The organism is Ruegeria sp. AP12 (assembly GCF_056540025.1).
Genome location: NZ_JBQFVZ010000001.1, coordinates 1,185,517 through 1,209,236 on the forward strand (window position 1 = coordinate 1,185,517; position 23,720 = coordinate 1,209,236).

The following is a 23,720-nucleotide window of genomic DNA, read 5'->3' on the forward strand; positions in this document are numbered from 1 at the left end:
GCCCCGGTTCGTCAGAGCGCTGAGCCCTCGACCTGAGGCTTCAGTCGATTCACGGCATTGGTTACTTCTTCGTGGTGCGGATGTATAGCCAGCGCGCGCGAATAGGCATCGAATGCCTGTTCGGGCTTTCCAACGATCTCAAAAATCAGACCCAGACCATAGATCGCTTCGTAATTGTTGGGGTTCAGAGTCAGGGCATATTCCAGATCGGCGGCAGCCATACCGAACCGTTCAAGCCCAAAAAACGCCGAGGCGCGCAGATGCCAGCCTTCCGCGAAATCGGGTGCGTGATCCGTCAGAGCGGTCAGATGCTCGATAGCTGCGTCAACGTCGCCCTCATCCAACGCGTCGCGCCCGCGTTCCAGCAGCAGATCCGCCGAGGCCGACCCCGATTGCGACCACAGCGCCTGCAACTGCCGGTCAAGGCCAATGGCCTGCTCGGGCGTTGATTGCGCCAATTGTTGCAGCAACTGCGATTCATCCCGGGAATCGGCCTGCTGAGCGGCAGAAACTCCGGAAAACATGACTAGGACGGCAAGTGCCGCAACGGTACCTTTGAGATTGATCATTGCAATGCCCATAACAATCGTCAGTGTAGCGTTGCGACCGCGGATGTCCATTCACGGCGCACTAACAAAATGAGGAACACCATGAGCGAGATTCTTGAAAAGGCGGCAGCCGCACTGAACGAAAAACTGTCGGGTGGCGCGTTTGACGCCTCGGCCAAGTTTGCGATTGCCGAGCACGGCGCCATCGTTCTGGATGCAGACGGCGCACGCGTCAGCGATGAAGACGCAGATGTGACCCTGACCGCCGATGCTGATACGTTCGAACAAATCCTCAGCGGTGAATTGAACCCGACGGGCGCGTTCATGTCCGGCAAGCTGAGCGTGGATGGTGACATGGGTATTGCCATGAAACTTGCCTCGGTGCTGGCCTGATGGAGTTGTCGCCGGCCCCCTTGTTCGAAGATGTGGCCGGCGGTCCTGCTGGTGGTGCGGCCCATTGGCTGCACACAGCAGATCAAAAGCGTATCCGCGTGGGCCATTGGCGGCCCGAAGGCGATACGCACGGCACGGTCTTCATGTTTCCGGGCCGAACGGAATATATCGAGAAATACGGCAGCACAGCGGGTGAGTTCGCAGAACGCGGTTTTGCCATGCTTGCCGTCGACTGGCGCGGCCAAGGTCTGGCGGATCGCCTGCTGGACAACCCGCGTGTGGGTCATGTGGACCACTTCCCGGACTATCAGCACGATGTGACTGCGGTTTTGGATCTGGCGACACAGCTTGACCTGCCGAAACCCTGGTATGTCATCGGCCACTCGATGGGCGGTGCCATTGGCCTGCGTGCTGTGATCGAGAAGAATTGCTTTGCCGCGTGCGCCTTCACGGGGCCTATGTGGGGCATTTTCTTCACGCCGATCATGAAACCGCTCAGCCGTGTAACCGCGTATTGGGGAACGGCCCTTGGGCTGGGCGAACGGACGCCGCCGACAACCTCGCTGGACAGCTATGTGTTGACGCAACCGTTCGAAGGCAACGTTCTGACCCGTGATCCGGTCATGTACAAGATGATGCAGGATCAGCTAGAGGCGCATCCCGAACTGTCGCTTGGCGCACCGTCAAACCTGTGGCTGCGCGAGTCACTGGACGAATGCGCCTGGTTGATGGATCAGCCTGCCCCGGACACAGCCTGCCTGACTTTTTTGGGCAGTCACGAACAGATCGTGGATCGCAAGGCAATCCGTGCGCGTATGGCCAACTGGCCCAACGGGAAGCTGGTCGAGATACCGGATGGCGAACACGAGGTTCTGATGGAGGCCCCCGACGTGCGCGGACCGGTTCTGGACCAACTCGCGGCGCATTTTCTGGCCAATCAATCCAACGGTACACCCTAGCCCCCACTTGTATTGATCGCCCGTGTGCAAACTGGCCGCTTGTGATCCCCGCGCGCCAGCCCTAGATGTTTGCCAAAGCAGTCTTCAAAAGGTGATCTATGCGCGACCTTCCCTTTCCCGTCCGTGATGCGAATGCCGTCGGCGGTGCCGACAATCTGGGCAACCTGCCGGAATGGGATCTGAGCGATCTCTACACCGCAGAAGACGCGCCCGAGCTGGATCGCGATCTGGGATGGCTGGAAGGCGAATGTGCGTCTTTTGCTGCGGATTATGAGGGCAAGCTGGCCGAACTGGACGCCAACGGCCTGCTGACCTGCGTGCTGCGCAACGAAAAGATCAACTCGATCGCCGGGCGGATCATGTCCTTCGCGGGCTTGCGCTATTACCAGCTGACCACCGATGCCGACCGCGCCAAATTCCTGTCGGACATGCAGGAGAAGATCACGATCTTCACCACTCCGCTGGTCTTCTTCACGCTGGAACTTAACCGCATCGACGACGATGTGCTGAAGGGGCATTTCGACGCCAATGCCGATCTGGCCCGGTACGAGCCGGTCTTCCGGCGCATCCGCGCGATGAAACCCTATCAACTGTCCGACGAGTTGGAAAAGTTTCTGCACGATCTGGGCGTCGTCGGTGACGCATGGGAACGCCTGTTCGACGAAACCATCGCCGGGCTGACCTTTACCGTCGATGGCGAAGAGCTGAATATCGAAGGCACCCTGAACCTGCTGACCGAACAGGACCGCAGCAAACGCGAGGCGGCGGCGCGCGAACTGGCTAGCGTATTTCAGGACAACATCAAAACCTTCGCCCGTGTGCACAACACGCAGGCCAAGGAGAAAGAGATCCTAGACCGCTGGCGCAACATGCCGACAGCTCAAACCGGTCGCCATCTGTCGAACGACGTCGAACCCGAAGTGGTCGAGGCCCTGCGTGAGGCCGTCGTGGCGGCCTACCCCAAACTCAGCCATCGCTACTATGAGTTGAAACGCAAATGGCTGGGTCTGGACGTCATGCAGGTCTGGGACCGCAACGCGCCCCTGCCGATGGAAGACACCCGCATCGTTGGATGGGATGAGGCCGAAAAGACGGTGATGGACGCATACAACGCGTTTGATCCGCGTATGGGAGAGATCGCCTCGCCCTTCTTTTCGAAAGGCTGGATCGATGCAGCGGTGAAACCGGGTAAGGCGCCCGGCGCCTTTGCGCATCCAACCGTGACCGACGTGCATCCTTATGTGATGCTGAACTATCTGGGCAAACCGCGCGACGTGATGACCCTGGCGCATGAGCTGGGCCACGGCGTGCATCAGGTTCTGGCCGCGGATCAGGGTGAGATGCTGTCATCCACGCCGCTGACATTGGCTGAAACGGCGTCGGTGTTTGGCGAAATGCTGACCTTCCGCAAGATGCTGGATCAGGCCGAAACGCCGGAACAGCGCAAGGTGCTGCTGGCCGGCAAGGTCGAGGATATGATCAACACGGTGGTCCGCCAGATCGCCTTCTACGACTTCGAATGCAAACTGCACGCCGCCCGCCGCGCAGGCGAGTTGACCCCGGATGACATCAATGCCCTGTGGATGAGCGTTCAGGCCGAAAGCCTTGGTCCGGCATTCGAATTTATGGAAGGGTATGAGACCTTCTGGGCCTATATCCCCCACTTTGTTCACTCACCCTTCTACGTCTACGCCTATGCCTTTGGCGACGGCCTCGTGAACGCGCTCTATTCCGTTTACGAAAGCGGTGCCGAGGGGTTCGAGGACAAGTATTTCGAGATGCTGCGCGCTGGTGGATCAAAACACCACAAGGAATTGCTGGCCCCGTTTGGGCTGGACGCGAGCGATCCGAAGTTCTGGGACAAGGGCCTGTCGATGATCTCGGGCTTCATTGACGAGTTGGAAGCGATGGAGGGGTAAGGCGGTCCTACAAAGGACTGCCTACAACGCTTTGCGCAACAAACCGGGCTTCGATGGGAGCCCGGTTATCAAAGGGACATGAGCCACTTCTTGAATATTCTCACCGTGACCCTCTCCTGATCGCCGGGGCGGCAGACAAAGTAGAGCCCGCGACCCAGAGGAACACGGCTTTCATCAAGGCGGATCAACCGGCCAAGGTTCAAATCCCTTTCCGCTAAAAGATGTCTGGCCAGCGCCACGCCTTGCCCGTCTATCGCCGCCTCTAACAAAACAGCACTGTCCACGTATTTGATGCTCTGCGCATTGATCCGATCAGGGTTCAACCCGACTTGTGCGGCCCAGCTTTCCCAGCCGACATTGAAGGCATCGTGCAATAAAGGCAGGTCCGCCACATCCTCGGGCCGCATCGGCAGGCGCATTTTCCCAACAAGGGACGGCGCGGCCACGACAATCAGGTCTTCTTGTCTGATTTGCTCGTGATACAGCCCGTCCCAACCCGGCTCCCCAAACCGCAGGGCGACATCGACCTCGGATGTATCGAAATCCGCAAAGGCATCGTTTGTATCCAGCAACAACGCGATCCCCGGATGGTCCTGCTGAAAGGACCCGAGCAGCGGCACAAGCCATTTGAGCGCCAGCGACGTGGACAAAGACACGGTGATCGACTGGCGGCGATGCAGCCGCTTCACCTCGGCCACGCCCAGTTGCAAGGCCGAAAAGGCCCCGCGTGTCGAGTGATACAGGCGTTCCCCGGCCTTGGTCAGTTCAACGCCATTCGGGCGACGGTGAAAGAGCGTCACACCCAGATGCAGTTCCAGCAGTTTGATCTGCCGACTGATCGCCCCGTGCGTGACGTTCAGCGCATCCGCCGCCTTGGACAAGCTCGAATGGGTTGCGGTTTCGTCAAAGGCCTGAAGCGCGCGCAGGTGTCTGAGGTTTTCCGTCATGTGAGGAAACCTAACAGCAATGCCCGATAAACTCGATAGGTCCGCTTAAACCTGCAGGGTTATTCTGCCGTTAACTCAAAAAACCTCACAGAACATTTGCTCGGGAAGGACACGCTATGGCTGACGTCAAAGTTGCACTTATGACAGGGACCGGACAAGGCATTGGTCGGGGGTGCGCCATCGAAATGGCAAAGGCAGGCTACAAGGTCTCGCTGATGTCCCCATCCAATCGGTCTGTGGAACTGGCCAAAGAGCTTGGGGGCATTGGCCGCCGCGGCTCGGTGCTGGATGTCGATGATCTGCAGGCAATGATCGACGATACCATGAGCAAGTATGGCAGGATCGATGCGATCGTCAGCAATATGGGTCATGGCGGAACGGTGCCGGAAGCCATCAAAACCGTTGGCTTCGATCCTGATTTTGACGGGCCACTGTTGGAGCTGAGCGATGAGCTTTGGCACGAAAGTCTGGACATGTATGTGCTGAACGTCGTCAAGATTGCCCGCATCGTCACGCCCATCCTGATCGAACAGGGCGGCGGTGCATTCGTGAACATCTCGTCCATGAACACGATCGAGCCGCGTGCGCCCTACCCCATGAGCATGCTGCGCGGTGCGTTGCACAGTTTCTCAAAGCTTTACGGCGACCGTTATGCACGGCACAACATTCGCATGAACAATCTGCTGCCGGGATTCTGCGAGAACGTGAACCTGTCCGAACGGGCCCGCCGGGAAATCCCCGCGCAGCGTCCCGCGACATTCGAGGAGATTGGACAGGCCTGCGTATTTCTCGCCAGCGGGGGGGCCAGATACATTAATGGTCAGAGTATACTGTCCGACGGCGGGATGAACCGCGCGGTACGATAACAACGAGGCGGCGAAAGATGATTGTAAAGACGCTCAAAGATATCCTTGGCACAGATCGGGACGTTTCCGGCCCGGGGTGGAACAGCCGGCGGCTATTGCTGGCATCTGACGGCATGGGCTTTACGCTAACGGACACGATTATCAAGAAGGGTGCCGAGCTTGAGCTTGAATACACCCATCATCTGGAGGCGTGTTATTGCATCGAAGGCAAGGGCCAGATCAGGGCGTTCAACGACGAAACCTGGCATCCGCTTGAACCATTTACCCTGTATGCCCTGGATCAGAATGACCGGCACATCCTGCGCGCCACAGAAGGTGATCTGCGTCTGGTCTGCGTCTTTACCCCGCCCCTCAGCGGGCGAGAAGTGCACCGCGAAGACGGCAGTTATGGGTTAGATGAATCCTGACAGCAGTGTTTCGGGCAGGTCCGCGATTTATGCAAATTGCAGCATCGGCTGAGATGGGGTCAAAGTAGCCACAACACAGGTCACTTTAACTGGCTATCCTTGGACCCCCGCCGATTGATCCCGCCGCGCGACTTGAAACTGCTGTCCCGCTCCTGCTGGCACTCCAGACACAGCTTCACACCCGGCAGCGCGGCGCGACGTTTCTCGGGGATCGGTTCTTCGCACTCCGCACAATGGGTCAGGCTTTCGCCCTCGGGTCGCTTTTGCGCCTGCATCCGGGCCAGTTCGTCAGAAATCGACGCCTCGATCTGTTCACTTACCGCACCGTCGCGTGCCCAGCCGCCTGCCATGGGTCCTCTCCTGTTCCGAAGGGTGACAGGATAACCGAGCCAGCGGCTATGGCAAGTTATGGGGGCAAATTACAGGGCCACTGCTCCGTCAAACACCTGATCAATCATCAGCTGCGTCCCGCGTGAGAATTCCAGCGGGCACGGGTAATCGACACCCTCGCGCACGGATCGACAAAACGCCTCGATCTGCAGCTTGTAGTGATCGTCGCCCGGAAAGCGCGTGACCTGAACCTCCAGCCCCGGACGGTGCAGTTCAACCCGCGCCTCGCCAAAGACCCGCGCGTTGAACGGGGCGGTCAGGCGGATCACGCCGCCTTCGCCGTGAAACATCATCTCTTGATGCGGGTGCATCCGGATCGAGACATAAGCCGAATAGGTGAAGTCGGGGAATTGCGCGCGAATCTCGGTGAAGGCATCAATCCCGTTTTCCCAACGGATCGCGGATTGAACGGTGACGGGCTCCTGCCCTGTCGCGAACCGCGTCGAGCCGATCACGTAAACGCCGATATCCCGCAGGCCACCTCCGCCGGTTTCCGCCTTGTTGCGGATGTTTCCAGTGTCCGCACGGTTGTCAAAGCTGAACGCGCCGGTCACATGCGCCAGTTTGCCAATGGCCCCGTCTGCGATAAGCTTGCGGGCCAACTGCCACTGTGGGTGGTGGACGATCATATAAGCCTCAGCCGCCAGCAGACCTGTCTTATCACGTTTGGCAATCAAATCGTCGAACTCATCAGCGCGCATGGTCATGGGCTTTTCACACAGCACATGCTTGCCCGCATCCAGCGCCTTCAGGCTCCATTCAACATGCAGGTGGTTTGGCAGAGGGATATAAACCGCATCGATCTGCGGGTCTGCCAGTATCGCCTCGTAACTGTCATAGATGTTCAGATCCGGACAGAACGCCTGAAACGGAGTGGCCTTCGCAGGATCCGAGGTCGCCAGCCCGTAAAGCTGCGCACCGTCCGCTGCGTGGATCGCCGGGGCCAGATACTGACGCGCAAATTTCGAGGCCCCAAGAACGCCCCATCGAACCGGTTTCTGCATTGCCCCCTCCGCCGTTAGCGCAACCAAAGTTGGGTTCTACTTAACGGCAGAAGGCTGCGCTGTCATGCAGGTTTCGCCGGGATCAGCCAAAAGAAAACCGGCCCAACAGGGTTGAGCCGGTCATCCTGTTCACAAGCAGCCCGTTCAGACAGTGCCGAGCATACCCTTCTCGCGCGCCAAATCGCGCATCTTCTTCTGCAGCTTTTCAAAGGCGCGCACCTCGATCTGGCGGATGCGTTCGCGGCTGACATTGTACTGTGTGCTCAGCTCTTCCAGTGTAACGGGCTGATCCATCAACCGGCGTTGAGTCAGAATGTCCTTCTCACGATCATTCAGAACTTCCAAAGCGGCTGCCAGCAACTCGCGCCGCGCGTCCAGTTCATCGCGCGCCTCATAATCACCGGCCTGATCGGCATCTTCATCCTCAAGCCAGTCCTGCCATTGCATGGTGCCTTCGCCTTCGGACCCGACGGTCGCGTTCAGCGAGGCATCGCCGCCCGACATGCGGCGGTTCATGCTGATCACTTCCTCTTCGGTCACGCCCAGATCATTGGCAATCTGCGCGACATTCTCGGGGCGCAGATCGCCCTCTTCCAGCGCACCAATGCGGGCCTTGGCCTTGCGCAGGTTGAAGAACAGCTTTTTCTGCGCCGAGGTCGTGCCCAGCTTTACCAGAGACCACGACCGCAGGATGTATTCCTGGATCGAGGCGCGGATCCACCACATTGCATAGGTGGCAAGGCGGAAGCCCTTTTCTGGGTCGAACCGTTTGACGGCCTGCATCAGGCCCACGTTCGCTTCGGAAATCACTTCGGCCTGCGGCAGGCCATAGCCGCGATAGCCCATGGCGATTTTGGCCGCCAGACGCAGGTGAGACGTCACCATTTTATGCGCGGATTCAGTGTCCTGCTCTTCCACCCAGCGCTTGGCCAGCATGTATTCTTCTTCCGGCTCAAGCAGCGGAAACTTGCGGATTTCCTGCATATAGCGGTTCAGGCCGCCCTCGGGCGTCGGTGCGGGGAGATTTGCGTAATTTGCCATATATGATGTCCCTCCGACAAATGTTTAAGTCTTTAACATAGGAGATAGGTAAGGAACCCACCCCTTTCAAGAGGTACCGTTAACAGTTTGGAATTAAGCTTAGGTAAAGGAAAGATAAGAAAGCCTTACTCACGACAGTTTGCGGATTATGTCAGCGGTGTGCGCAGAGTGTCGATCAAATTCTGCATGTCGGCGGGCAATTCGGCCTCAAACCGCAGGTTTTCGCCCGTTACAGGGTGTTCAAAGCCCAAAACAGCGGCATGAAGCGCCTGTCGGGGGAAGGCGCGCACGGCCTCGGCAGTCGTCGGGCTAAAGGCTTTGGTCGCCAGTTTGCGCTTGCCGCCATAGACCGGATCTCCGACCAGCCCGTGCCCGGCATGGGCCATGTGAACCCTGATCTGATGTGTCCGACCGGTTTCCAGCCAGCATTCGATCAATGCCAGCCCTGCAGGAGCGCCAAACGTCTCGACGACCCGTGCCCGCGTAACGGCGTGCCGCCCGCCATGGAACAGCACAGCCTGTCTTTGCCGATCCGTCTTGTGTCGCGCCAACTGAGTCGTCAAACGCATGATGTTGCCGGGTTCGAAGCTTACCCCCTTCACCCCGCGCAACCGTGGATCATTGGCATCGGGCACCCCATAGCAGATGGCGCGGTAATAACGCTCGACGCTGTGCGCCTCGAACTGAGCGGCCAGCCCGTGATGTGCTGCATCTGATTTAGCGACGACCAGCAACCCGCTGGTTTCTTTATCTATTCTATGAACGATGCCGGGGCGTTTGACGCCACCAACCCCGGAAAGGTCCTTGCCGCAATGATGCAGCAACGCATTGACCAACGTGCCGTTGGGCGAACCCGGCGCCGGGTGCACCACCATGCCCGCCGGTTTGTTGATCACGATCAGGTCTGCGTCCTCATAGACAACCTGCAGCGGAATATCCTCGGGGCCGATATGGCTGTCTTCGGCTTCGGCGACGGTGATGGCCACCGCGGCACCTTCGGTTACTTTGTATTTCGGATCGAGAATCGTGGCCCCGTCAATGGACACCGCGCCCTCTTCAATCAAACGCGCCAAACGGGTGCGCGACAGGTTCTCATCGGCTGGCACATCCCGCGAAAGCGCCTTATCAAGACGAGGCGGCGGATCGGCCGCAATCTGAAACTCTATCTGGCGGGTGCCCATGACTGTTCCTTCCGACCCCCAAGACGAACCGCAAGAGACGCCGCAACTGCGATTGCTGCGGCGCATGGTCATGCTGCTGACCGCGGTGATGATTGGCGGGGTTCTAGTGACATTCGCACTGATTGTCATCCGCTTAACGGACCGCACCCCCACCCTGCCCGATCAGGTCGAATTGCCCGATGGTGCAAGGGCGCAGTCGGTCACGATTGGCAACAACTGGTACGCGGTGGTGACCGATGACAATCGCATTCTGATTTTCGACAAGACAACTGGCCGGTTGCGTCAGGAAATCACGGTCGAATAAACCCGCGATTTTAGGTCGGGAACAAACGTGTCCCCGTCCACGCCTCGCCCAACTGCGCGTCCAACTCGGGCGTGCGCATCTGACGCTTGCCGCCAAAGGGGCAGAGCGTGATTTCACCAAGGTAAATCTTGTCGCCAATCGCATAGAGATCCACCCGCGCAAATTCGACCCGCTGACCAATCGCTTCGGCGATTTGAACCATGTCGTCAAACCGTTCGGGCCTTGGCTCGGTGTCTTCACTGGTTTTGAAATACAACTCTTTGGGAATGAAGTTGAAGTCCCGGTCATGGATCATCTGCACATGCCCACGAGACCGATCCCGGTCGACCTGAACAAGCTGCACCCGCCCGGCGACAACCCAGAATTTCCAGTCGATGATATCCTCGCCTTCGGCGGCAAGGTCTTCTTCGATGAAATATTGCGTGTCTATGGTCGAATACCACCATTCGGCCGCCCAATATCCGTGCGGGACCGGCTTTTTGCTCCAGTTGACAAGCTTTTCGTTGGCCAGATCATGTTCTTCGGCGGTCATGGGCCAGGTCATACGATGATTTTGACCCTGACCATTGTTGCACTTTAGCCAATAGCTACCCGGTTCCAGATCAATATCCGCCGGCAACTCTGGCGTTGGTGAATTCCAGTACCGTTTGACAGGGGTTAGAAGATGTCTGGCGGTGTCCGGCACATATCTTTCAGCAGTCAGCTTATCCGCGGCAGAGACAACCGGCATCTCGGCAAACAGCTTCATGACCAACAGTTTTTCCGTCACGGTCTTCGGGTTGGACAAGTCCGGCAAATAGCGCTGGTTGTTGGCAAAGCGCGATAAGGACATCGACAAGGCATGCATGCGGGACACGTCGCTTTGATAATGATCCCAGCCCCGTCGGTGTCCTGCGCGCGGCTCGCTGTTCACACCGTAGAGACCGCGCTCTCTGATCTTGTCCAGTTCAAGCTGAGCGACCTTAAGATACTGTTCCGAATTGGAAACCTGCGCAACGGACATAACACCTTTGGTGGATGCACTGATCTCTTCCTTGCTGATGCGCAGTTCAGGCAGGTCACCCGGAAACACGATCTTCTTCGGAGCGCCCTTGCCCTTTCTCGGCAAAGGCGCATCCGCCGGGCGGATGCCCAATCCCCGCAATCGCCGATCCAAAAACGAATGACGGTTAATTCCTTTGGCGATCCACCACCGCATCCGACGGCCCCAAAGATGCACAGCAAGGGTTTCGTCCGTTAGATACTTCCGTCGGAACTCGCGCGCGGAAATATCGTTCGCCTGCCCCGTGTGCCGGAACGGAAGGGGATAGAAAACCGAAACAGGGCTCGCGTGTTCAATCTCACCATGGTGCCTCAGGAACCATGTCAGCACGCCTGGCCCATACACACTGTGCGCTTGTTCCGACGCATGAGGCAGCTCACCGGTGCGTTTCTGGCGTTCCAGCTCTTCCCGCTCTTCACCCTCGATCCACGGGCGGATCGGGAACGGATCAAGGCTGTATTCAGTGTAACCCCGCAATGCCGGACTGTCAGATGGCAACCGCATGATCGCGTTGCAGATCGTGGTATTGTTGAAATACCCAAAAATATGATCCGCTTTCGGGATCGGGGCCAGCGAGATTACATCCGTATCGCACCACAGAAAATCGGTTTTCTTCATAAGTTGCAGCCGGAAGATATCCGACTGCGGGACCGGAGTTTTGAACTGGTTGTTCATGATGAATTGCTGCGGCTCGTGAATTTCATTTGCCGACACCAGCTCGATACCTTCGGGTACGTTTTCGACCTCGCCATAGTGGAACAGCACCACTTTGTGTCCGTTCGCCACAAAGGACAGCAGGCACATCTGCTCGAGAAAACTCAGCGGTCCTTCCAGCCAGAGCATTCCAACCGTCGGAAGCTTGTTGTCGACAACCATTAATTCGATTCTCCGGGGTCTTTAATCACATATCCGGTTGATTTTGATCAGACGGGCGCGGCAAAGGTTCGCTTCTGACGCGCTCGCGTACGCCACGATCCTGTTCAACAAAGCTGGCTGCGGGTCGCTCCACAAGCCGTTGATACAGTTCATTATAATCCGGAACCTTCATAAGGTCGGAAATAAGGTCTTTGTGCCAGCGAAACGCCCTGCGATGCAACCGCTGCAGCACCTCGTCCGATTTGAACTGCTTCAGCATCTCTGCCGTTTCATCCTGATAGCACAGAATGGTTTCATCGCGCGATCCACCTCGGTTCCAGCGATCCCAGTATTCGGTTCCAAGGGTCTGAGACGAATGGTTCGCCCGGCCGCGGCTGCGTTTTGCCAGATATGCTTGGGTCGAGCGCACGGCATAGTGGTTGATCTGCGCGACCTCAAAGCCAAACGGCGGCGAGACGTGGTTTCCGAAGGGCGCGGGTTCCCTTGCGTGCCCACCCGCCACAGAGCGGAACACGCTGGACTGGAACTCGGGCCTGGGATGCGGGTTGTGCAGACCGAAGCGGTTGTAAAACTCCCCCTGCCGGAAGATCGACTTTACAAATCGCCGCCCGGCCCCGCCCTGTTCAAAATCCAGTTCGCCGTCAAGAAACTGCGCCGTGACCGGAGAATCCCGCAACACATGACGACCATTGTTCGAGAATATCTTCCACGGGATCGAGATAACATCCACATCCGGGGTCGCCTCGATCAGGTCGTCGACCTTGTGGTTCCCGACATGGATATTCAGAAACTCGTCAGCATCGCAGACATAGATCCACTTCGCCTCTTTCACCACCGGCAATCGACGCGCCTGCCGAAGGGCAGACCGGTGAATCCCTCCGACGCCGACCCGGTTGCGGCGAAACTCGACATGCCCGAGCTCTTGCAGCCGTCGCAGGATACGGTTTGTCCCGTCCGAGCAATCGTTGGTGTAGACAATAATCCTGTCAAAGCCAAGCACCTTGTGATGGGCCACCCATTCAAGAATGTAAGGCCCCTCGTTCTTCATGGCAGTGATGACGATTTTTTCAGGGTTTTGCATCTGATACGCTCGGTCTCAAAACTGGGTCAGATCAGCCTTTGCTATCATCCTGAGGCTTGATCTTCTCGATCGCGATCTGTGCGCCTGCGATGGCCCGGATACGCAGGTGGCGCGGGTACTGGCCCAGGAATTCGTTCACGGCACGGATCACCCCGTCCCCCCACCAGCCACGGCGGTGATAGTCATCAAACGCCATGATGCCGCCGATCTTCATCTTGGGGAACAGCGCGGCCAGATCTGCCGAGACACCCTCGTAGGAATGATCGCCATCGACATAGGCGAACGAGATACTCTCTTCGTCAAACAGTTCCAGGGCGGGAACCGAGAAATCGCGAATGATGCCAACCTTGCCCTCTTCGATCTCGGCCTCGAACGCCTTCACGACCTTTTGGAAGATCGCCTCCATCTTTTCGTCTTCGGTCCGGCCGACAAAGGCGGTGGTATGGGATTCTTCGCCAATGTGCTTCCACGGGTCGATCAGGAACAACTGACTTGGCTCGATCAGTTTCAGAATGGTCGGAGAGAACTCGCCCTGCCAGACGCCAATCTCAACCGCGACGCCACCCTTGGGCAGCCTTGAGAGAAAGGTCCGACGGATGGCCTCTTTCGAATTCTTGCGCTTGGTCGCCTTGTCCGCCTTCGGTTTCAGCGGGCTTCCGGGTGCTGCACCTATGACCTTGGGTTCGTTTGACATCTCGACCTCACTTGGCAGACGGGTTTCAGTCACACACAGAACCCGCTTTGTTCATTGAGCAATGGCTACCACGCCAACAAGACAAGAGCCAGAAGCTAAGTCTCTTCTGCGTTAAGTGGCGGTAACTTGTCGATCCCAAGCCACGGTGGCTGCAGACTGGTCACCCTGTAACGGGTCGCATTCTGCCCCAAAAAGCTGTTGATGGCCGCGTTCATCCCGGCATAGGACCCACCCCCACGGCGCCGATAGGTCGTGAAAGCGATGCTTCCACCGGGTGCGAGGACGCGGTCGATCCGGCGTAACAATTGGTTCGTGATACGTTCAGAGCGCACACCCCTAATGATCGCAACACCAACAGATTCATTTTTGAAGAATTTAAGCATCAGTTGTGGCATCGCACGGTAGATACGCAATCGCCCTGCTAGAATTGGTTCACGAAAAAACTCCAAAAATGCGTAGAACGCGCGGTCCATTGCCTGAAGGTCCGGGTTCTGCGTTGTGTCATCACAAGCGTAGCCGTCCCACGACAACCCCCAAGGTGCCAGGATCGTCAGCCTTGCAACCGACTGTAAGGCAAGAATCTCTTCAACGATTTCAGTTTCAACCTGCCCAATGAGAACCCAATTTTTCTTCCCACTAATTGACTGCAAGAAATCTCGCCGCTGCTCTGCCGTTCTTGCGATTTCGGGCGAAGCAATAGGCAGATGGCAGGAATCCTTGGGATCAAAGGGCACAGAAACCTGTGTTGGTTCGGTGATGATCGCGTGCTGCGCGGCAGCCTCTTCATACTGTAGCGGCGTCTCCAGAGCATCCAGTCGCACAAACCACGGATAATTCTTTGGTTTCGAGTTCTGCGCTTTCGCCATTTGCCCAATGCGGTTCCACTTGGCGACCTGAGCAAATGTAACGTTTGGATCCTTGTACATCGTAGGATCAAAGGAAATATTGGCCTCTTCAATAACCCCCAGATCCAGCGCTTTCACATTCTGCCCGCCTTTGAAGTTCTTGTATTTTTTTATAAAACTGCTTGCAGCTTCGGTTTCCCGAATGACCGAGATCCGATCCTTGTGGAATGCCACCGCTTGCTGGTGCAATTCATCCAGAACAGTGTCCGACCGCAGCCGATCAAAGGTTTCACGAAGACGCGCAACCTTTGACAGGATCGAGGTTTCTTCAACCTCGTTATAGCAGTGCAAATGCCAATACGCCTGCCCGGTCGCCTCCATCTTCGGATGAAAGGCCGTGGTATTCACATCGCCGCGTACGCGCTTCATCAGGTAGCTTTCAATGGACCGCACCGCATAGTGGTTCATGCGGAACAAGTTGCCCCCGAACCCTGCACCGGTGGTGGAAAAGGCCCAGCCCCTGCGCCGCATCGCGGGTGGCAAAGGATCCCCGTCCCCGTCAATCCAGGCAAAGCGCTCTGCCTTGCCACGAACAGGTCCACGAGGACGGTGCGTATTGAGCGCATAATACGATCCGTTGTTTCGGATCAGAGATTTGAACGCACGCAGGTTTTGCGGCAGCACCGCTCCCAACTCGCCTGCTTTGGTGAACTGTTCGGTTATGAAGCGATCTTCAAAATCAACGATCCCGTTGTGACCAAACAACTGCCAAAGCGCCGCGAACCCGTCGGCATGCGGCTGTGCCTGAAACAGATCGTCCAACGTTCCGTCGCCGATGCGGATGTCAAAAAACTCATCCACATCGCACACCATGATCCACTCGGCTTCCTTGTACCAGGGATGCTGCATCGCATTTGAATAGGCCGACGCCTGCGGCCCAAAATCCCACGGACCCGGATTGTCGATATGGGCCAGAAACCCAAGCTCTTCACACCGTTTCAGGATGGCATCCGTCCCGTCTGAACAGTCATTGGAATTGACAATGAAATGCGTGAACCCGATTGAAAGATAGTAGGCTATCCACTCCAGGATGAACGGCCCCTCGTCTTTCATCGTGGATACGACAAGTCTCATCAACTATCACCCGTGACCTTCATTCCGAACCGTAGGAGTTCCTGCAATATCAGGCCTTGCCGGGCGCTTGCAGACAAACTTGAACGCCCAGCTTTGTTACGGTTCCGCACCGGGCTTTGCAAGCGAGCAGACGTGATTGCACGGACACGATGCCTCGACAATAGTCCCTTTTACAAATATGCGCCTTGCCACTTGACCGGCGCGTCATGCACCACGAACAACGTGTTTACACACAGCAAGTGATCAGTCCATTGCCTTGCGCAACCGACACGCGACCTTATAGGCCTTACTGGTTGAGGTCGGCAGGCGGATTGTCGATATAGGCAAATGCGACGATGACTTTGCGCCGCGCTTTAAGGGCCTGAATAGGGATTGAGTTAATGCCGACGATTTTTTCCAACGCGCCGCTGGGGAACAATCCGTATCAGAGCATGGTTTACAGCAGTTTCTCAGGCTACGATGTCCGGGTTGTGCGGCTCAGGGCGTTTTATGCTGGTGAACTGCCTCCTATGCAAAAGGGTGACATATACTGGATACATTGGGAGACAGTTGAGTTCGGCAGCAGGAATGACATCCCGGCTCAAGATCGTTTTGCAAAGATCGAAGCAGGTTTGGCGGCGTTGAGAGAAAAAGGCGTAAAGATCGTTTGGACCGTTCACAACTTCCACCCGCACAATTCTGCGAGGGACATGGACACCATCCACGAAGGGCGCGCCCTGCTGGTTCGGCAAGCAGACAAAATTCACTTGCATACGCCTTATGCAGTTGAGCTGATGACCGAAACTTACGGAATACCCTGGGAAAAAATCCTACTGGTCGCGCATCCAAGCTATCTGGGGGTCTACGAGCCGGCCGAAGACACTTTGGCGCGGCGTGGCGCTCTCGCACCATCCCAGCACCGCAGGTTTGTTCATATCGGAAAAGTGCAGGAAAATCGCGGCGGGCAGTTTATGTGGCAAGCGCTGAAATCGCTCTATATCCGGGATCAAGCGTGGGAGCTGGACATTGCAGGGGCCGTTATCGCGGGCGAGCGCAAGGGACAGCAACCGATCCGGGAAATGCCCAATGTCAGGTTTCACGACAGGTATCTGCCAGACCAAGACCTGCGCGATGTTATTGCAGGTAGCCATGCCTGCGTCGCGCCATTCAGCCGAATTCTGACGTCGGGTTCGGTGAATCTGGCGCTGACCTATGGCCTACCCATTGTCGGGCCGAACGTCAGACCGCTTAGAGACCACCTTCCGGACGCCGTACACGAGTTCCTATACGCAGACGGAAATCCGCGCGGCATGATGTTCCAAATGCGTAAACTGATCGATTTTGATCCCGAAGACCTGCTGAAAATCCGTGCGGTCTGTATGGATCATGCGGTATCAATTCGGCCGGAATTGCAAAGCCGGGCGTTACGGGACGCGCTGAACGAAGATAAGGCTTCCGCTTCTCAGGCCACTTCCAAACCCATGGGGCTGCAGAATGCCAAAGATTGATGCTTTTTCGTTTCGTAAATTGCTGCGATCCGTCGGCCTGAAAGTTGTCGAGTTTGAAAGTGGTGACTTCATCGGCCCCCGACCAGTCATGCGCAGGCTCAACAGCGCAGGCCTGACCGTGATCAGCGGCGGTGTGACTGCGAAGAACCTTGGCAGTTTCGGCTTTGATGTGGACACAATCCTTGATGTCGGCGTGGACGCCGGAACCCCTTTCCTGTACGAGGCTTTCCCCGACAAGAAGTTCATCCTGTTCGATCCGATTGAAGAAACAGCCCAACGGGTTGCACCATGGCGCGAGCGTATCGATTATGACCTCAACATCGTGGCGTTGGACGCAGATGAAGGCCAGGCCGAACTGATCATCCCCACCACGGATCGCAAACGGCGATCTTTGGCGAGTGTCGCGGGTTTCTCTGAGGAATATGAAAATCGCATCGTGAAGATGGAAAAGCGCATCGTGGATAAACGGCGCCTTGATTCCTACACCTCCGACATTCCTGGCCGGTTTGGTCTGAAGATCGACACGGAGGGCAATGAACTCGCCGTTATCCGAGGGGCCGAAGAAACCTTGAAGCGGACCGATTTCGTCATTGCAGAGGTCTCGGTAAAACGGCGTTTCAAGGACGGGTACCGGTTCAGCGATTTTGTGGCAGAGATGGGCAAACACAGTTTTGAATTGATAGAGGCCCTGCGCCCCGTCGACAGGGACGCGCCCGATTGTGACTTGCTGTTCGTTCGGTGGGACTCAAAGTGGTTCGATTTAGAGTAGCCGTTGGTTCACAAAGCAGCTTCGGGAAACCAGTTGACGAGCTGAGGGAACCAACGCAGCCCGGCACCACACCGAAAGCCCAATGCTTCGGATTAACGCCCTAAACTGCATGTTATCTTGAAAATTTGGTGCGGTCGAGAAGACTCGAACTTCCACGGGAGTTACCCCACAGCGACCTCAACGCTGCGCGTCTACCAATTCCGCCACGACCGCACTGCCAGTGACTTGGTAGAGGGGCGTATAGACGCTGATGCTGGCGATGTGAAGAGGCAAAAATGTCTTGGTTTAAATTCGCCCAGGCCAAGCTTATCTATCGCAAGGAAGCCAAAGAATTCGATCTGACAGGAAACTGACATGACCAGCTCTGACCCGCGCCCGATTGTTCAGGTTGATATTGTTTCGGATGTTGTGTGCCCCTGGTGTATCATTGGCTTTCGACAGCTCGATCTGGCCTTGCAACAGCTGGGCGTCCTGGCGCGTCTCAGGTGGCATCCGTTTGAACTGAACCCCAATATGCCGCCCGAGGGCCAGAATCTGCGCGAGCATATTGCCGAGAAATACGGGTCCACGCCCGAGCAAAGCCAGCAAGCCCGCGACAGGTTGACCTCATTGGGTGCGGAACTTGGGTTTTCGTTCAATTTCAATGATGAAAGCCGGATTGTTAACACGTTTTCTGCGCATCAGTTGCTGGATTGGGCCGAGGGTCAGGGGCGCCAGCGTCCGCTGAAGCTGGCGCTGTTCGATGCCTGTTTCACGCAGCAACGGGATGTCTCGGACATTGACGTCCTGATGGATGCGGTGGGGACTGTCGGTCTGGACCCTAAGGCCGCGCGTGTGACGCTGGAATCGGGCGCGCATGGTGCGCCAGTGCGCGAGAAACAGCAATTCTGGACCAGCCGCGGTATCTCGGGCGTGCCGTCGATGGTGTTTGGCGGCAAATACCTGTTGACCGGCGCGCAGGGCACAGACACCTACGCGCAGGTTCTGCAGCGCTGTCTGGCCGAGGCGGCATAGGCCCTTCCCCCTGCCCCACATGCGCGATATGAGGCCAGCATGGAATGGAAAATCACCGATGGTTTGACCCGGTACGAGGACGCCGTTGCCTTTATGGAGGCGCGCGTGGCCGCCATCGCGGCAGGCGAGGCGGATGAATGTGTCTGGCTCTTGGAGCACCCGCCGCTCTACACGGCCGGGACCTCTGCCAGGATCGAGGATCTGACGGATCCGGACCGGTTCCCTGTCTATGAAAGCAAACGTGGCGGGGAATACACTTATCACGGACCCGGACAGCGCGTGGCTTACGTGATGCTGGACCTCAACACGCGCGGCCGCGATGTGCGCCGGTTCGTGAAACAGCTGGAGACCTGGGTGATTTCCGCGCTGGCGGAATTCAACGTTCAGGGCGAGATTCGCGACGGGCGCGTTGGCGTATGGGTCCGGCGCGATGACAAGCCGCTGACCGTGACCGGCAAACCCGCCGAGGACAAGATTGCGGCAATCGGCCTGCGCCTGCGCAAGTGGGTCAGCTTTCATGGCATCTCGGTCAATGTGGAACCGGATCTTGAGCATTTCTCGGGGATCGTTCCCTGTGGCATCACCGAATATGGCGTGACCTCGCTGGTCGATCTTGGCCTGCCGGTGACAATGGATGATATGGATGCCGCACTGCAGAAGACATTTGCCGAAGTGTTCGAAAACGCAGAGGTCTAGCGCCCTAAAAGCACCCGGTTGGCGAATCGAAAAGTGACGTAAAGGGAAACAACAATGCCCTCGCAACTGCTGTTCTGTTTCCCAAGACAGGGGCAATTTCAGCGGAATTAGGCGGAATTATCGTTTTCTTTAACTAAAATTCAGTTCTTCTGGATACATGGGACTCGTTAAAGAGTAACATATAACGACCAGTCTAGAGTGAGTGGTATGTTAACCGGTGCTCCGGGGCTTGCCCCCGAGAAATCCGATAAGTGTTTGGTTACGAGTCTGCCGTTCCGACCCCAAATCGGAACGGCAATTCTCAGGCCCCGCTCTTCCCAGCCATCTGAATTGCTGCATCGCAACGCGAAAATGACTCCGCTTAACTTCTGGGCTTTGCCATTGCCACGCAGAGTGGCGCGGGATCAGGGCAGTTCGTTTGGTCCGGGAACCGCCCGCTAGGTTTTTGAGGCCCTCGGATTACAAAGCCGCTTTGATCTTCTCTGCATGTTCGGCAATCAGATCGAAATCCCCCATTTTACCGGGCGGGCGCACCGACACGCCCTCGTGACGGGGCAGAACGTGGAAATGCAGATGGAACACCTCTTGCCCGCCTGCGGCCTCGTTGAACTGTTGGATCGTGATGCCATCGGCAGCAAAGGCCGTCTTCGCGGCGACGGCCAGTTTCTGAACAGTCGCCATCACGGCGCTTAACTGTTCCGGTGTGGCGTCCAGAACATTGCGGCAGGGCGTTTTCGGGATGACCAGAAAATGCCCGTCCGAACGCGGCATGATATCCATGAAGGCCAGCGTGTCGTCATCCTCATACACACGGGTCGAGGGGATTTCCCCGCGCAGAATCTTGGCGAAGATGTTATCCGGGTCGTAAGCTGACATGGCGGGCCTCTGGTTTGGAGCGTTTCCCACCGTTCTGCGGGTCCGGCGGCAGGTGGTCAAGGTGGAACCGCCACGTGCATGGTACCGGTCTCTTGAACAATTCGAAGACATACCCAGATATGGGGCTGCTTCAGGCCCAAAATCGCGGTGCAGCTCCCTGCCCGCGACAATTATTCTTGATCCAGATCAAACTCGGCCATTGAAGGTGCTGACTTCGCATTCTAAAACCAGCAGGAAACCCGCGCGCCGGAGAGGTCCGACTGCGCGGTGCATTTGCAACAGGAGGCACCTATAATGGCAGACGCAGCCATTCATGGTCACGATCATGAAGACCAGCGCAGTTTCTTCGTGCGTTGGTTCATGTCGACCAACCACAAGGACATCGGGATTCTCTACCTGATCTTCTCGGCGCTGGCCGGGTTTATCTCGGTCGCGATGACGATCTACATGCGGCTTGAGCTGATGCACCCCGGTGTTCAGTACATGTGCATGGAAGGCTTCATGGCCGACCCCTGCACCCCCAACGGTCACTTGTGGAACGTGATGATCACCTATCACGGTGTTCTGATGATGTTCTTCGTGGTCATCCCGGCGCTGTTCGGCGGATTTGGAAACTATTTCATGCCGTTGCAGATCGGTGCGCCGGATATGGCGTTCCCGCGGATGAACAACCTGTCCTTCTGGCTGTACGTCGCTGGCACCTCATTGGGCGTCGCCTCGCTGCTGAGCCCTGGTGGCAATGACCAACTCGGTTCGGGTGTGGGCTGGGTTCTGTACCCGCCGCTGTCCACGACCGAGGGCGGCATGTCCATGGACCTTGCGATCTTCGCCGTGCACGTATCGGGCGCCTCCTCGATCCTCGGCGCGATCAACATGATCACCACCTTCCTGAACATGCGTGCCCCGGGCATGACCCTGTTCAAGGTGCCGCTGTTCAGCTGGTCGATCTTCATCACCTCGTGGCTGATTCTGTTGTCCCTGCCGGTTCTGGCGGGCGCGATCACCATGCTGCTGATGGATCGCAACTTTGGCTTCACCTTCTTTGATCCGGCCGGTGGCGGTGACCCGATCCTGTATCAGCACATCCTGTGGTTCTTTGGCCACCCCGAAGTGTACATCGTGATCCTGCCGGGCTTCGGCATCATCAGCCACGTGATCGCCACCTTCTCGCGCAAGCCGATCTTCGGTTACCTGCCGATGGTCTGGGCAATCATCGCGATCGGTGTTCTGGGCTTCGTCGTTTGGGCGCACCATATGTACACCGTTGGCATGTCGCTGCGTCAGCAGGCTTACTTCATGCTGGCCACGATGGTCATCGCGGTTCCAACCGGCGTTAAGGTCTTCTCGTGGATCGCGACGATGTGGGGCGGTTCCATCGAGTTCAAGACGCCGATGCTCTTCGCCTTCGGCTTCCTGTTCCTGTTCACCGTCGGCGGTGTGACGGGTGTGGTTCTGTCGCAGGCTGGTATCGACCGCGCCTATCACGACACCTACTACGTTGTGGCGCACTTCCACTACGTGATGAGCTTGGGTGCCGTCTTTGCGATCTTCGCGGGCATGTACTTCTACTTCTCGAAGATGACCGGTCGTCAGTATTCCGAGTTCTGGGGCAAGGTTCATTTCTGGATGTTCTTCATCGGCGCCAACCTGACCTTCTTCCCCCAGCACTTCCTGGGCCGTCAGGGCATGCCGCGTCGCTACATCGACTATCCGGAAGCCTTCGCACAGTGGAACTTTGTATCGTCGATCGGCGCGTTCATCTCGTTCGCTTCGTTCCTGCTGTTCTTCGGCATCGTGATCTATGCCCTGCTGCGCGGCGCGAAAGAAACACGTCCGAACCCGTGGAACGAGTACGCAGATACGCTGGAATGGACCCTGCCCACACCGCCGCCTGAACACACGTTCGAGCAGCTGCCAAAGCAGGAAGACTGGGACAAAGGCCACGCGCACTGATCCGGTCAGAGACCTAAGAAAACCCCGCCCGAACAGGCGGGGTTTTTTCTTTGCCCTACGCCAATGCGGTGCACAGATCGCCAGATCACGAAAAATACGCTAGAATGGTTCGGGCAACTGATCCGGCAACCCTGGGGGTTCAGATGCCCGAAATCGACTTTTGGTACTCGATTGGCAGCACCTACAGCTTTCTCACCGTCATGAGGCTGGACGACTGGTGCGCGGAAACCAATGCGACCGTGAATTGGCGTCCGTTCAACGTGCGCACGATCATGTCGGCGCAACAGAACATTCCCTTTGCAGGCAAGCCGGTCAAATCCGCCTATATGTGGCGCGATATCGAACGTCGGGCGGCCAAATACCGCATCCACGCCAACCTGCCGGCCCCCTACCCGATCTCGAACCTTGGGTTGGCCAATCAGGTGGCCCTGCTGGGTATGCAAGAGGATTGGGGCAAGGAGTTTACGCAAAACCTATATCGTATCTGGTTTGAAGAAGGCGTCGAGGGCGGCAGCGAAACCGCATTGTCCGAGGCCTTGCTGCGCTGTCAGCAAGACCCGCGCCTGATCCTGTCCCGCGCCCGCAGCCCGGACTGCATCGCCGCGCTGGACGCGCAAACCGAGCAGGCCACAAGGCTGGGCGTTTTTGGAGCCCCAAGCTTTGTCGTAAGTGATGAGGTTTTCTGGGGCGACGACAGGTTGGATGACGCCTTGTCCTGGTCTCGTGTCGGGCATGTTGTGTGACAATAAACCTTAGACACGACCGCAGACTGCGCTAGGTTTCGGCCATGCCGTATCAATGGAATCAAACCTCGGACACCGAACAGGAACTGCGCCTGTGGCCGCATAATTCATTGCCGCCGCGCGGTGCGATGATTGTGATCCTGTCCGTCTTCCTGTTTGGCCTGATCCCGATACTGGCCATGCTGGGGTCGGTCGTCCTGTGGGGTTTGCTGCCGTTCTTGCTGCTGACCGTATTGGGCCTGTGGCTGGCGATTCAAACCAACTACCGCGCCCGCAGTGTTTGGGAGGTCCTGACGCTGGACGGAAACCAGGCCCGGTTGATCCACCAAACACCGGGCAGGCAAGCGCAGGAATGGTCCTGTAACCGCTACTGGGCACGGCCCGAAATGCACGAAAAGGGCGGGCCTGTGCCGCATTACATCACCCTGATCGGAGACGGGCGCGAGGTCGAGATTGGCGCATTCCTGTCCGAGGATGAGCGCATCACCCTCTATGACGATCTGGTGCAGCGACTGCGCGGACCCGCCGCGCAGTAAGCGTTTCAAGTCTGA

General features: G+C 57.3%; 24 protein-coding genes and 1 tRNA gene. 13 read left to right on the plus strand and 12 right to left on the minus strand.

Translation table 11 applies throughout. From position 1 onward, the window contains the following. Positions 1 to 11 precede the first annotated feature (11 nt). Positions 12 to 620, minus strand: a complete 609-nt coding sequence (locus ACR0E6_RS05925) for a tetratricopeptide repeat protein (RefSeq protein ID WP_170517983.1) — start codon at positions 618 to 620, stop codon at positions 12 to 14. Positions 621 to 650: 30 nt separating this feature from the next. On the opposite strand from ACR0E6_RS05925, the gene ACR0E6_RS05930 reads away from it, so the two are divergent. From ACR0E6_RS05930 to ACR0E6_RS05940, 3 genes are all read left to right on the plus strand, one after another. Continuing rightward, on the plus strand, positions 651 to 941 hold the full coding sequence (locus tag ACR0E6_RS05930; protein WP_170451378.1) for an SCP2 sterol-binding domain-containing protein: 291 nt from the start codon (positions 651 to 653) through the stop codon (positions 939 to 941). Then, on the plus strand, positions 941 to 1,900 hold the full coding sequence (locus ACR0E6_RS05935) for an alpha/beta hydrolase (RefSeq protein ID WP_170734554.1): 960 nt from the start codon (positions 941 to 943) through the stop codon (positions 1,898 to 1,900). The genes ACR0E6_RS05930 and ACR0E6_RS05935 overlap by 1 nt, the downstream gene beginning before the upstream one ends. 98 nt (positions 1,901 to 1,998) lie before the next feature. Further along, positions 1,999 to 3,819: a M3 family oligoendopeptidase gene (locus ACR0E6_RS05940; RefSeq protein ID WP_480581584.1), complete on the plus strand. Its 1,821-nt coding sequence runs from the start codon at positions 1,999 to 2,001 to the stop codon at positions 3,817 to 3,819. 68 nt (positions 3,820 to 3,887) lie between these two features. Here the strand turns inward: ACR0E6_RS05940 and ACR0E6_RS05945 are convergent, their stop codons facing one another. Then, entirely contained in the window at positions 3,888 to 4,766 is an 879-nt protein-coding gene (locus ACR0E6_RS05945; RefSeq protein ID WP_480581586.1) for a LysR substrate-binding domain-containing protein, read from the minus strand. Between the two features lie 116 nt (positions 4,767 to 4,882). On the opposite strand from ACR0E6_RS05945, the gene ACR0E6_RS05950 reads away from it, so the two are divergent. Both ACR0E6_RS05950 and ACR0E6_RS05955 read left to right on the plus strand, forming a co-directional pair. Beyond that, the gene (locus tag ACR0E6_RS05950; RefSeq protein WP_480581588.1) at positions 4,883 to 5,632 is read left to right on the plus strand and encodes an SDR family oxidoreductase; all 750 of its coding nucleotides are present in this window, start codon (positions 4,883 to 4,885) and stop codon (positions 5,630 to 5,632) included. 17 nt (positions 5,633 to 5,649) lie between these two features. Then, complete coding sequence (locus tag ACR0E6_RS05955) at positions 5,650 to 6,039, plus strand: ectoine synthase (RefSeq protein WP_480581590.1); 390 nt, start codon at positions 5,650 to 5,652, stop codon at positions 6,037 to 6,039. Positions 6,040 to 6,119: 80 nt separating this feature from the next. Here the strand turns inward: ACR0E6_RS05955 and ACR0E6_RS05960 are convergent, their stop codons facing one another. The 4 genes from ACR0E6_RS05960 to ACR0E6_RS05975 all read right to left on the minus strand — a co-directional run bounded on the left by ACR0E6_RS05960 (position 6,120) and on the right by ACR0E6_RS05975 (position 9,655). Beyond that, positions 6,120 to 6,389, minus strand: a complete 270-nt coding sequence (locus ACR0E6_RS05960) for a DksA/TraR family C4-type zinc finger protein (RefSeq protein ID WP_170451390.1) — start codon at positions 6,387 to 6,389, stop codon at positions 6,120 to 6,122. Positions 6,390 to 6,458: 69 nt separating this feature from the next. Then, the gene (locus ACR0E6_RS05965; protein ID WP_480581592.1) at positions 6,459 to 7,433 is read right to left on the minus strand and encodes a Gfo/Idh/MocA family protein; all 975 of its coding nucleotides are present in this window, start codon (positions 7,431 to 7,433) and stop codon (positions 6,459 to 6,461) included. A gap of 144 nt (positions 7,434 to 7,577) precedes the next feature. Continuing rightward, complete coding sequence (gene rpoH / locus ACR0E6_RS05970; protein WP_170451393.1) at positions 7,578 to 8,474, minus strand: RNA polymerase sigma factor RpoH; 897 nt, start codon at positions 8,472 to 8,474, stop codon at positions 7,578 to 7,580. A 146-nt stretch (positions 8,475 to 8,620) separates the two neighbouring features. Next, positions 8,621 to 9,655 carry an RluA family pseudouridine synthase gene (locus ACR0E6_RS05975; protein WP_480581594.1) on the minus strand — a complete coding sequence of 345 codons (1,035 nt, stop codon included), beginning with the start codon at positions 9,653 to 9,655 and terminating at the stop codon, positions 8,621 to 8,623. On the opposite strand from ACR0E6_RS05975, the gene ACR0E6_RS05980 reads away from it, so the two are divergent. Then, a complete protein-coding gene (locus ACR0E6_RS05980) occupies positions 9,654 to 9,959 on the plus strand; it encodes a DUF6476 family protein (RefSeq protein ID WP_170451397.1) in 306 nt (101 codons plus the stop codon). The genes ACR0E6_RS05975 and ACR0E6_RS05980 overlap by 2 nt on opposite strands. Positions 9,960 to 9,969: 10 nt before the next feature. Here the strand turns inward: ACR0E6_RS05980 and ACR0E6_RS05985 are convergent, their stop codons facing one another. The 4 genes from ACR0E6_RS05985 to ACR0E6_RS06000 form a co-directional block, all read right to left on the minus strand. Further along, positions 9,970 to 11,877 carry an ATP-grasp fold amidoligase family protein gene (locus ACR0E6_RS05985; RefSeq protein ID WP_170621636.1) on the minus strand — a complete coding sequence of 636 codons (1,908 nt, stop codon included), beginning with the start codon at positions 11,875 to 11,877 and terminating at the stop codon, positions 9,970 to 9,972. A gap of 25 nt (positions 11,878 to 11,902) precedes the next feature. Beyond that, entirely contained in the window at positions 11,903 to 12,958 is a 1,056-nt protein-coding gene (locus ACR0E6_RS05990; RefSeq protein WP_480581597.1) for a glycosyltransferase family 2 protein, read from the minus strand. 31 nt (positions 12,959 to 12,989) lie between these two features. Continuing rightward, positions 12,990 to 13,652 (minus strand): class I SAM-dependent methyltransferase, encoded by a 663-nt coding sequence (locus tag ACR0E6_RS05995; protein ID WP_480581599.1) that lies wholly within the window; start codon positions 13,650 to 13,652, stop codon positions 12,990 to 12,992. A 95-nt stretch (positions 13,653 to 13,747) separates the two neighbouring features. Then, positions 13,748 to 15,631 (minus strand): glycosyltransferase family 2 protein, encoded by a 1,884-nt coding sequence (locus tag ACR0E6_RS06000; RefSeq protein WP_480581601.1) that lies wholly within the window; start codon positions 15,629 to 15,631, stop codon positions 13,748 to 13,750. Between the two features lie 380 nt (positions 15,632 to 16,011). Here ACR0E6_RS06000 and ACR0E6_RS06005 point away from each other — a divergent pair, with 380 nt between their 5' ends. After that, entirely contained in the window at positions 16,012 to 17,118 is a 1,107-nt protein-coding gene (locus ACR0E6_RS06005; RefSeq protein WP_480581603.1) for a glycosyltransferase family 4 protein, read from the plus strand. Further along, positions 17,105 to 17,887: an FkbM family methyltransferase gene (locus ACR0E6_RS06010; protein WP_170517945.1), complete on the plus strand. Its 783-nt coding sequence runs from the start codon at positions 17,105 to 17,107 to the stop codon at positions 17,885 to 17,887. The genes ACR0E6_RS06005 and ACR0E6_RS06010 overlap by 14 nt, the downstream gene beginning before the upstream one ends. 126 nt (positions 17,888 to 18,013) lie before the next feature. On the opposite strand, the gene ACR0E6_RS06015 is transcribed toward ACR0E6_RS06010, so the two are convergent. After that, positions 18,014 to 18,100, minus strand: a tRNA-Leu gene (locus tag ACR0E6_RS06015). 141 nt (positions 18,101 to 18,241) lie between these two features. Between ACR0E6_RS06015 and ACR0E6_RS06020 the strand changes: the two genes are divergently transcribed. Together ACR0E6_RS06020 and lipB are read left to right on the plus strand one after the other, a co-directional pair. Further along, complete coding sequence (locus ACR0E6_RS06020) at positions 18,242 to 18,901, plus strand: DsbA family oxidoreductase (RefSeq protein WP_480581605.1); 660 nt, start codon at positions 18,242 to 18,244, stop codon at positions 18,899 to 18,901. A 39-nt stretch (positions 18,902 to 18,940) separates the two neighbouring features. Further along, positions 18,941 to 19,597 carry a lipoyl(octanoyl) transferase LipB gene (gene lipB, locus ACR0E6_RS06025; protein WP_480581607.1) on the plus strand — a complete coding sequence of 219 codons (657 nt, stop codon included), beginning with the start codon at positions 18,941 to 18,943 and terminating at the stop codon, positions 19,595 to 19,597. 459 nt (positions 19,598 to 20,056) lie between these two features. On the opposite strand, the gene ACR0E6_RS06030 is transcribed toward lipB, so the two are convergent. After that, positions 20,057 to 20,473, minus strand: coding sequence for an HIT family protein (locus ACR0E6_RS06030; protein ID WP_480581609.1), 417 nt, complete (start codon positions 20,471 to 20,473; stop codon positions 20,057 to 20,059). A 294-nt stretch (positions 20,474 to 20,767) separates the two neighbouring features. Between ACR0E6_RS06030 and ctaD the strand changes: the two genes are divergently transcribed. The 3 genes from ctaD to ACR0E6_RS06045 all read left to right on the plus strand — a co-directional run bounded on the left by ctaD (position 20,768) and on the right by ACR0E6_RS06045 (position 23,705). Then, positions 20,768 to 22,426: a cytochrome c oxidase subunit I gene (ctaD, locus tag ACR0E6_RS06035; protein WP_170451412.1), complete on the plus strand. Its 1,659-nt coding sequence runs from the start codon at positions 20,768 to 20,770 to the stop codon at positions 22,424 to 22,426. Between the two features lie 143 nt (positions 22,427 to 22,569). After that, entirely contained in the window at positions 22,570 to 23,169 is a 600-nt protein-coding gene (locus tag ACR0E6_RS06040) for a DsbA family protein (protein ID WP_480581611.1), read from the plus strand. 44 nt (positions 23,170 to 23,213) lie between these two features. Further along, positions 23,214 to 23,705: a DUF2244 domain-containing protein gene (locus tag ACR0E6_RS06045; protein ID WP_480581613.1), complete on the plus strand. Its 492-nt coding sequence runs from the start codon at positions 23,214 to 23,216 to the stop codon at positions 23,703 to 23,705. Positions 23,706 to 23,720 lie beyond the last annotated feature (15 nt).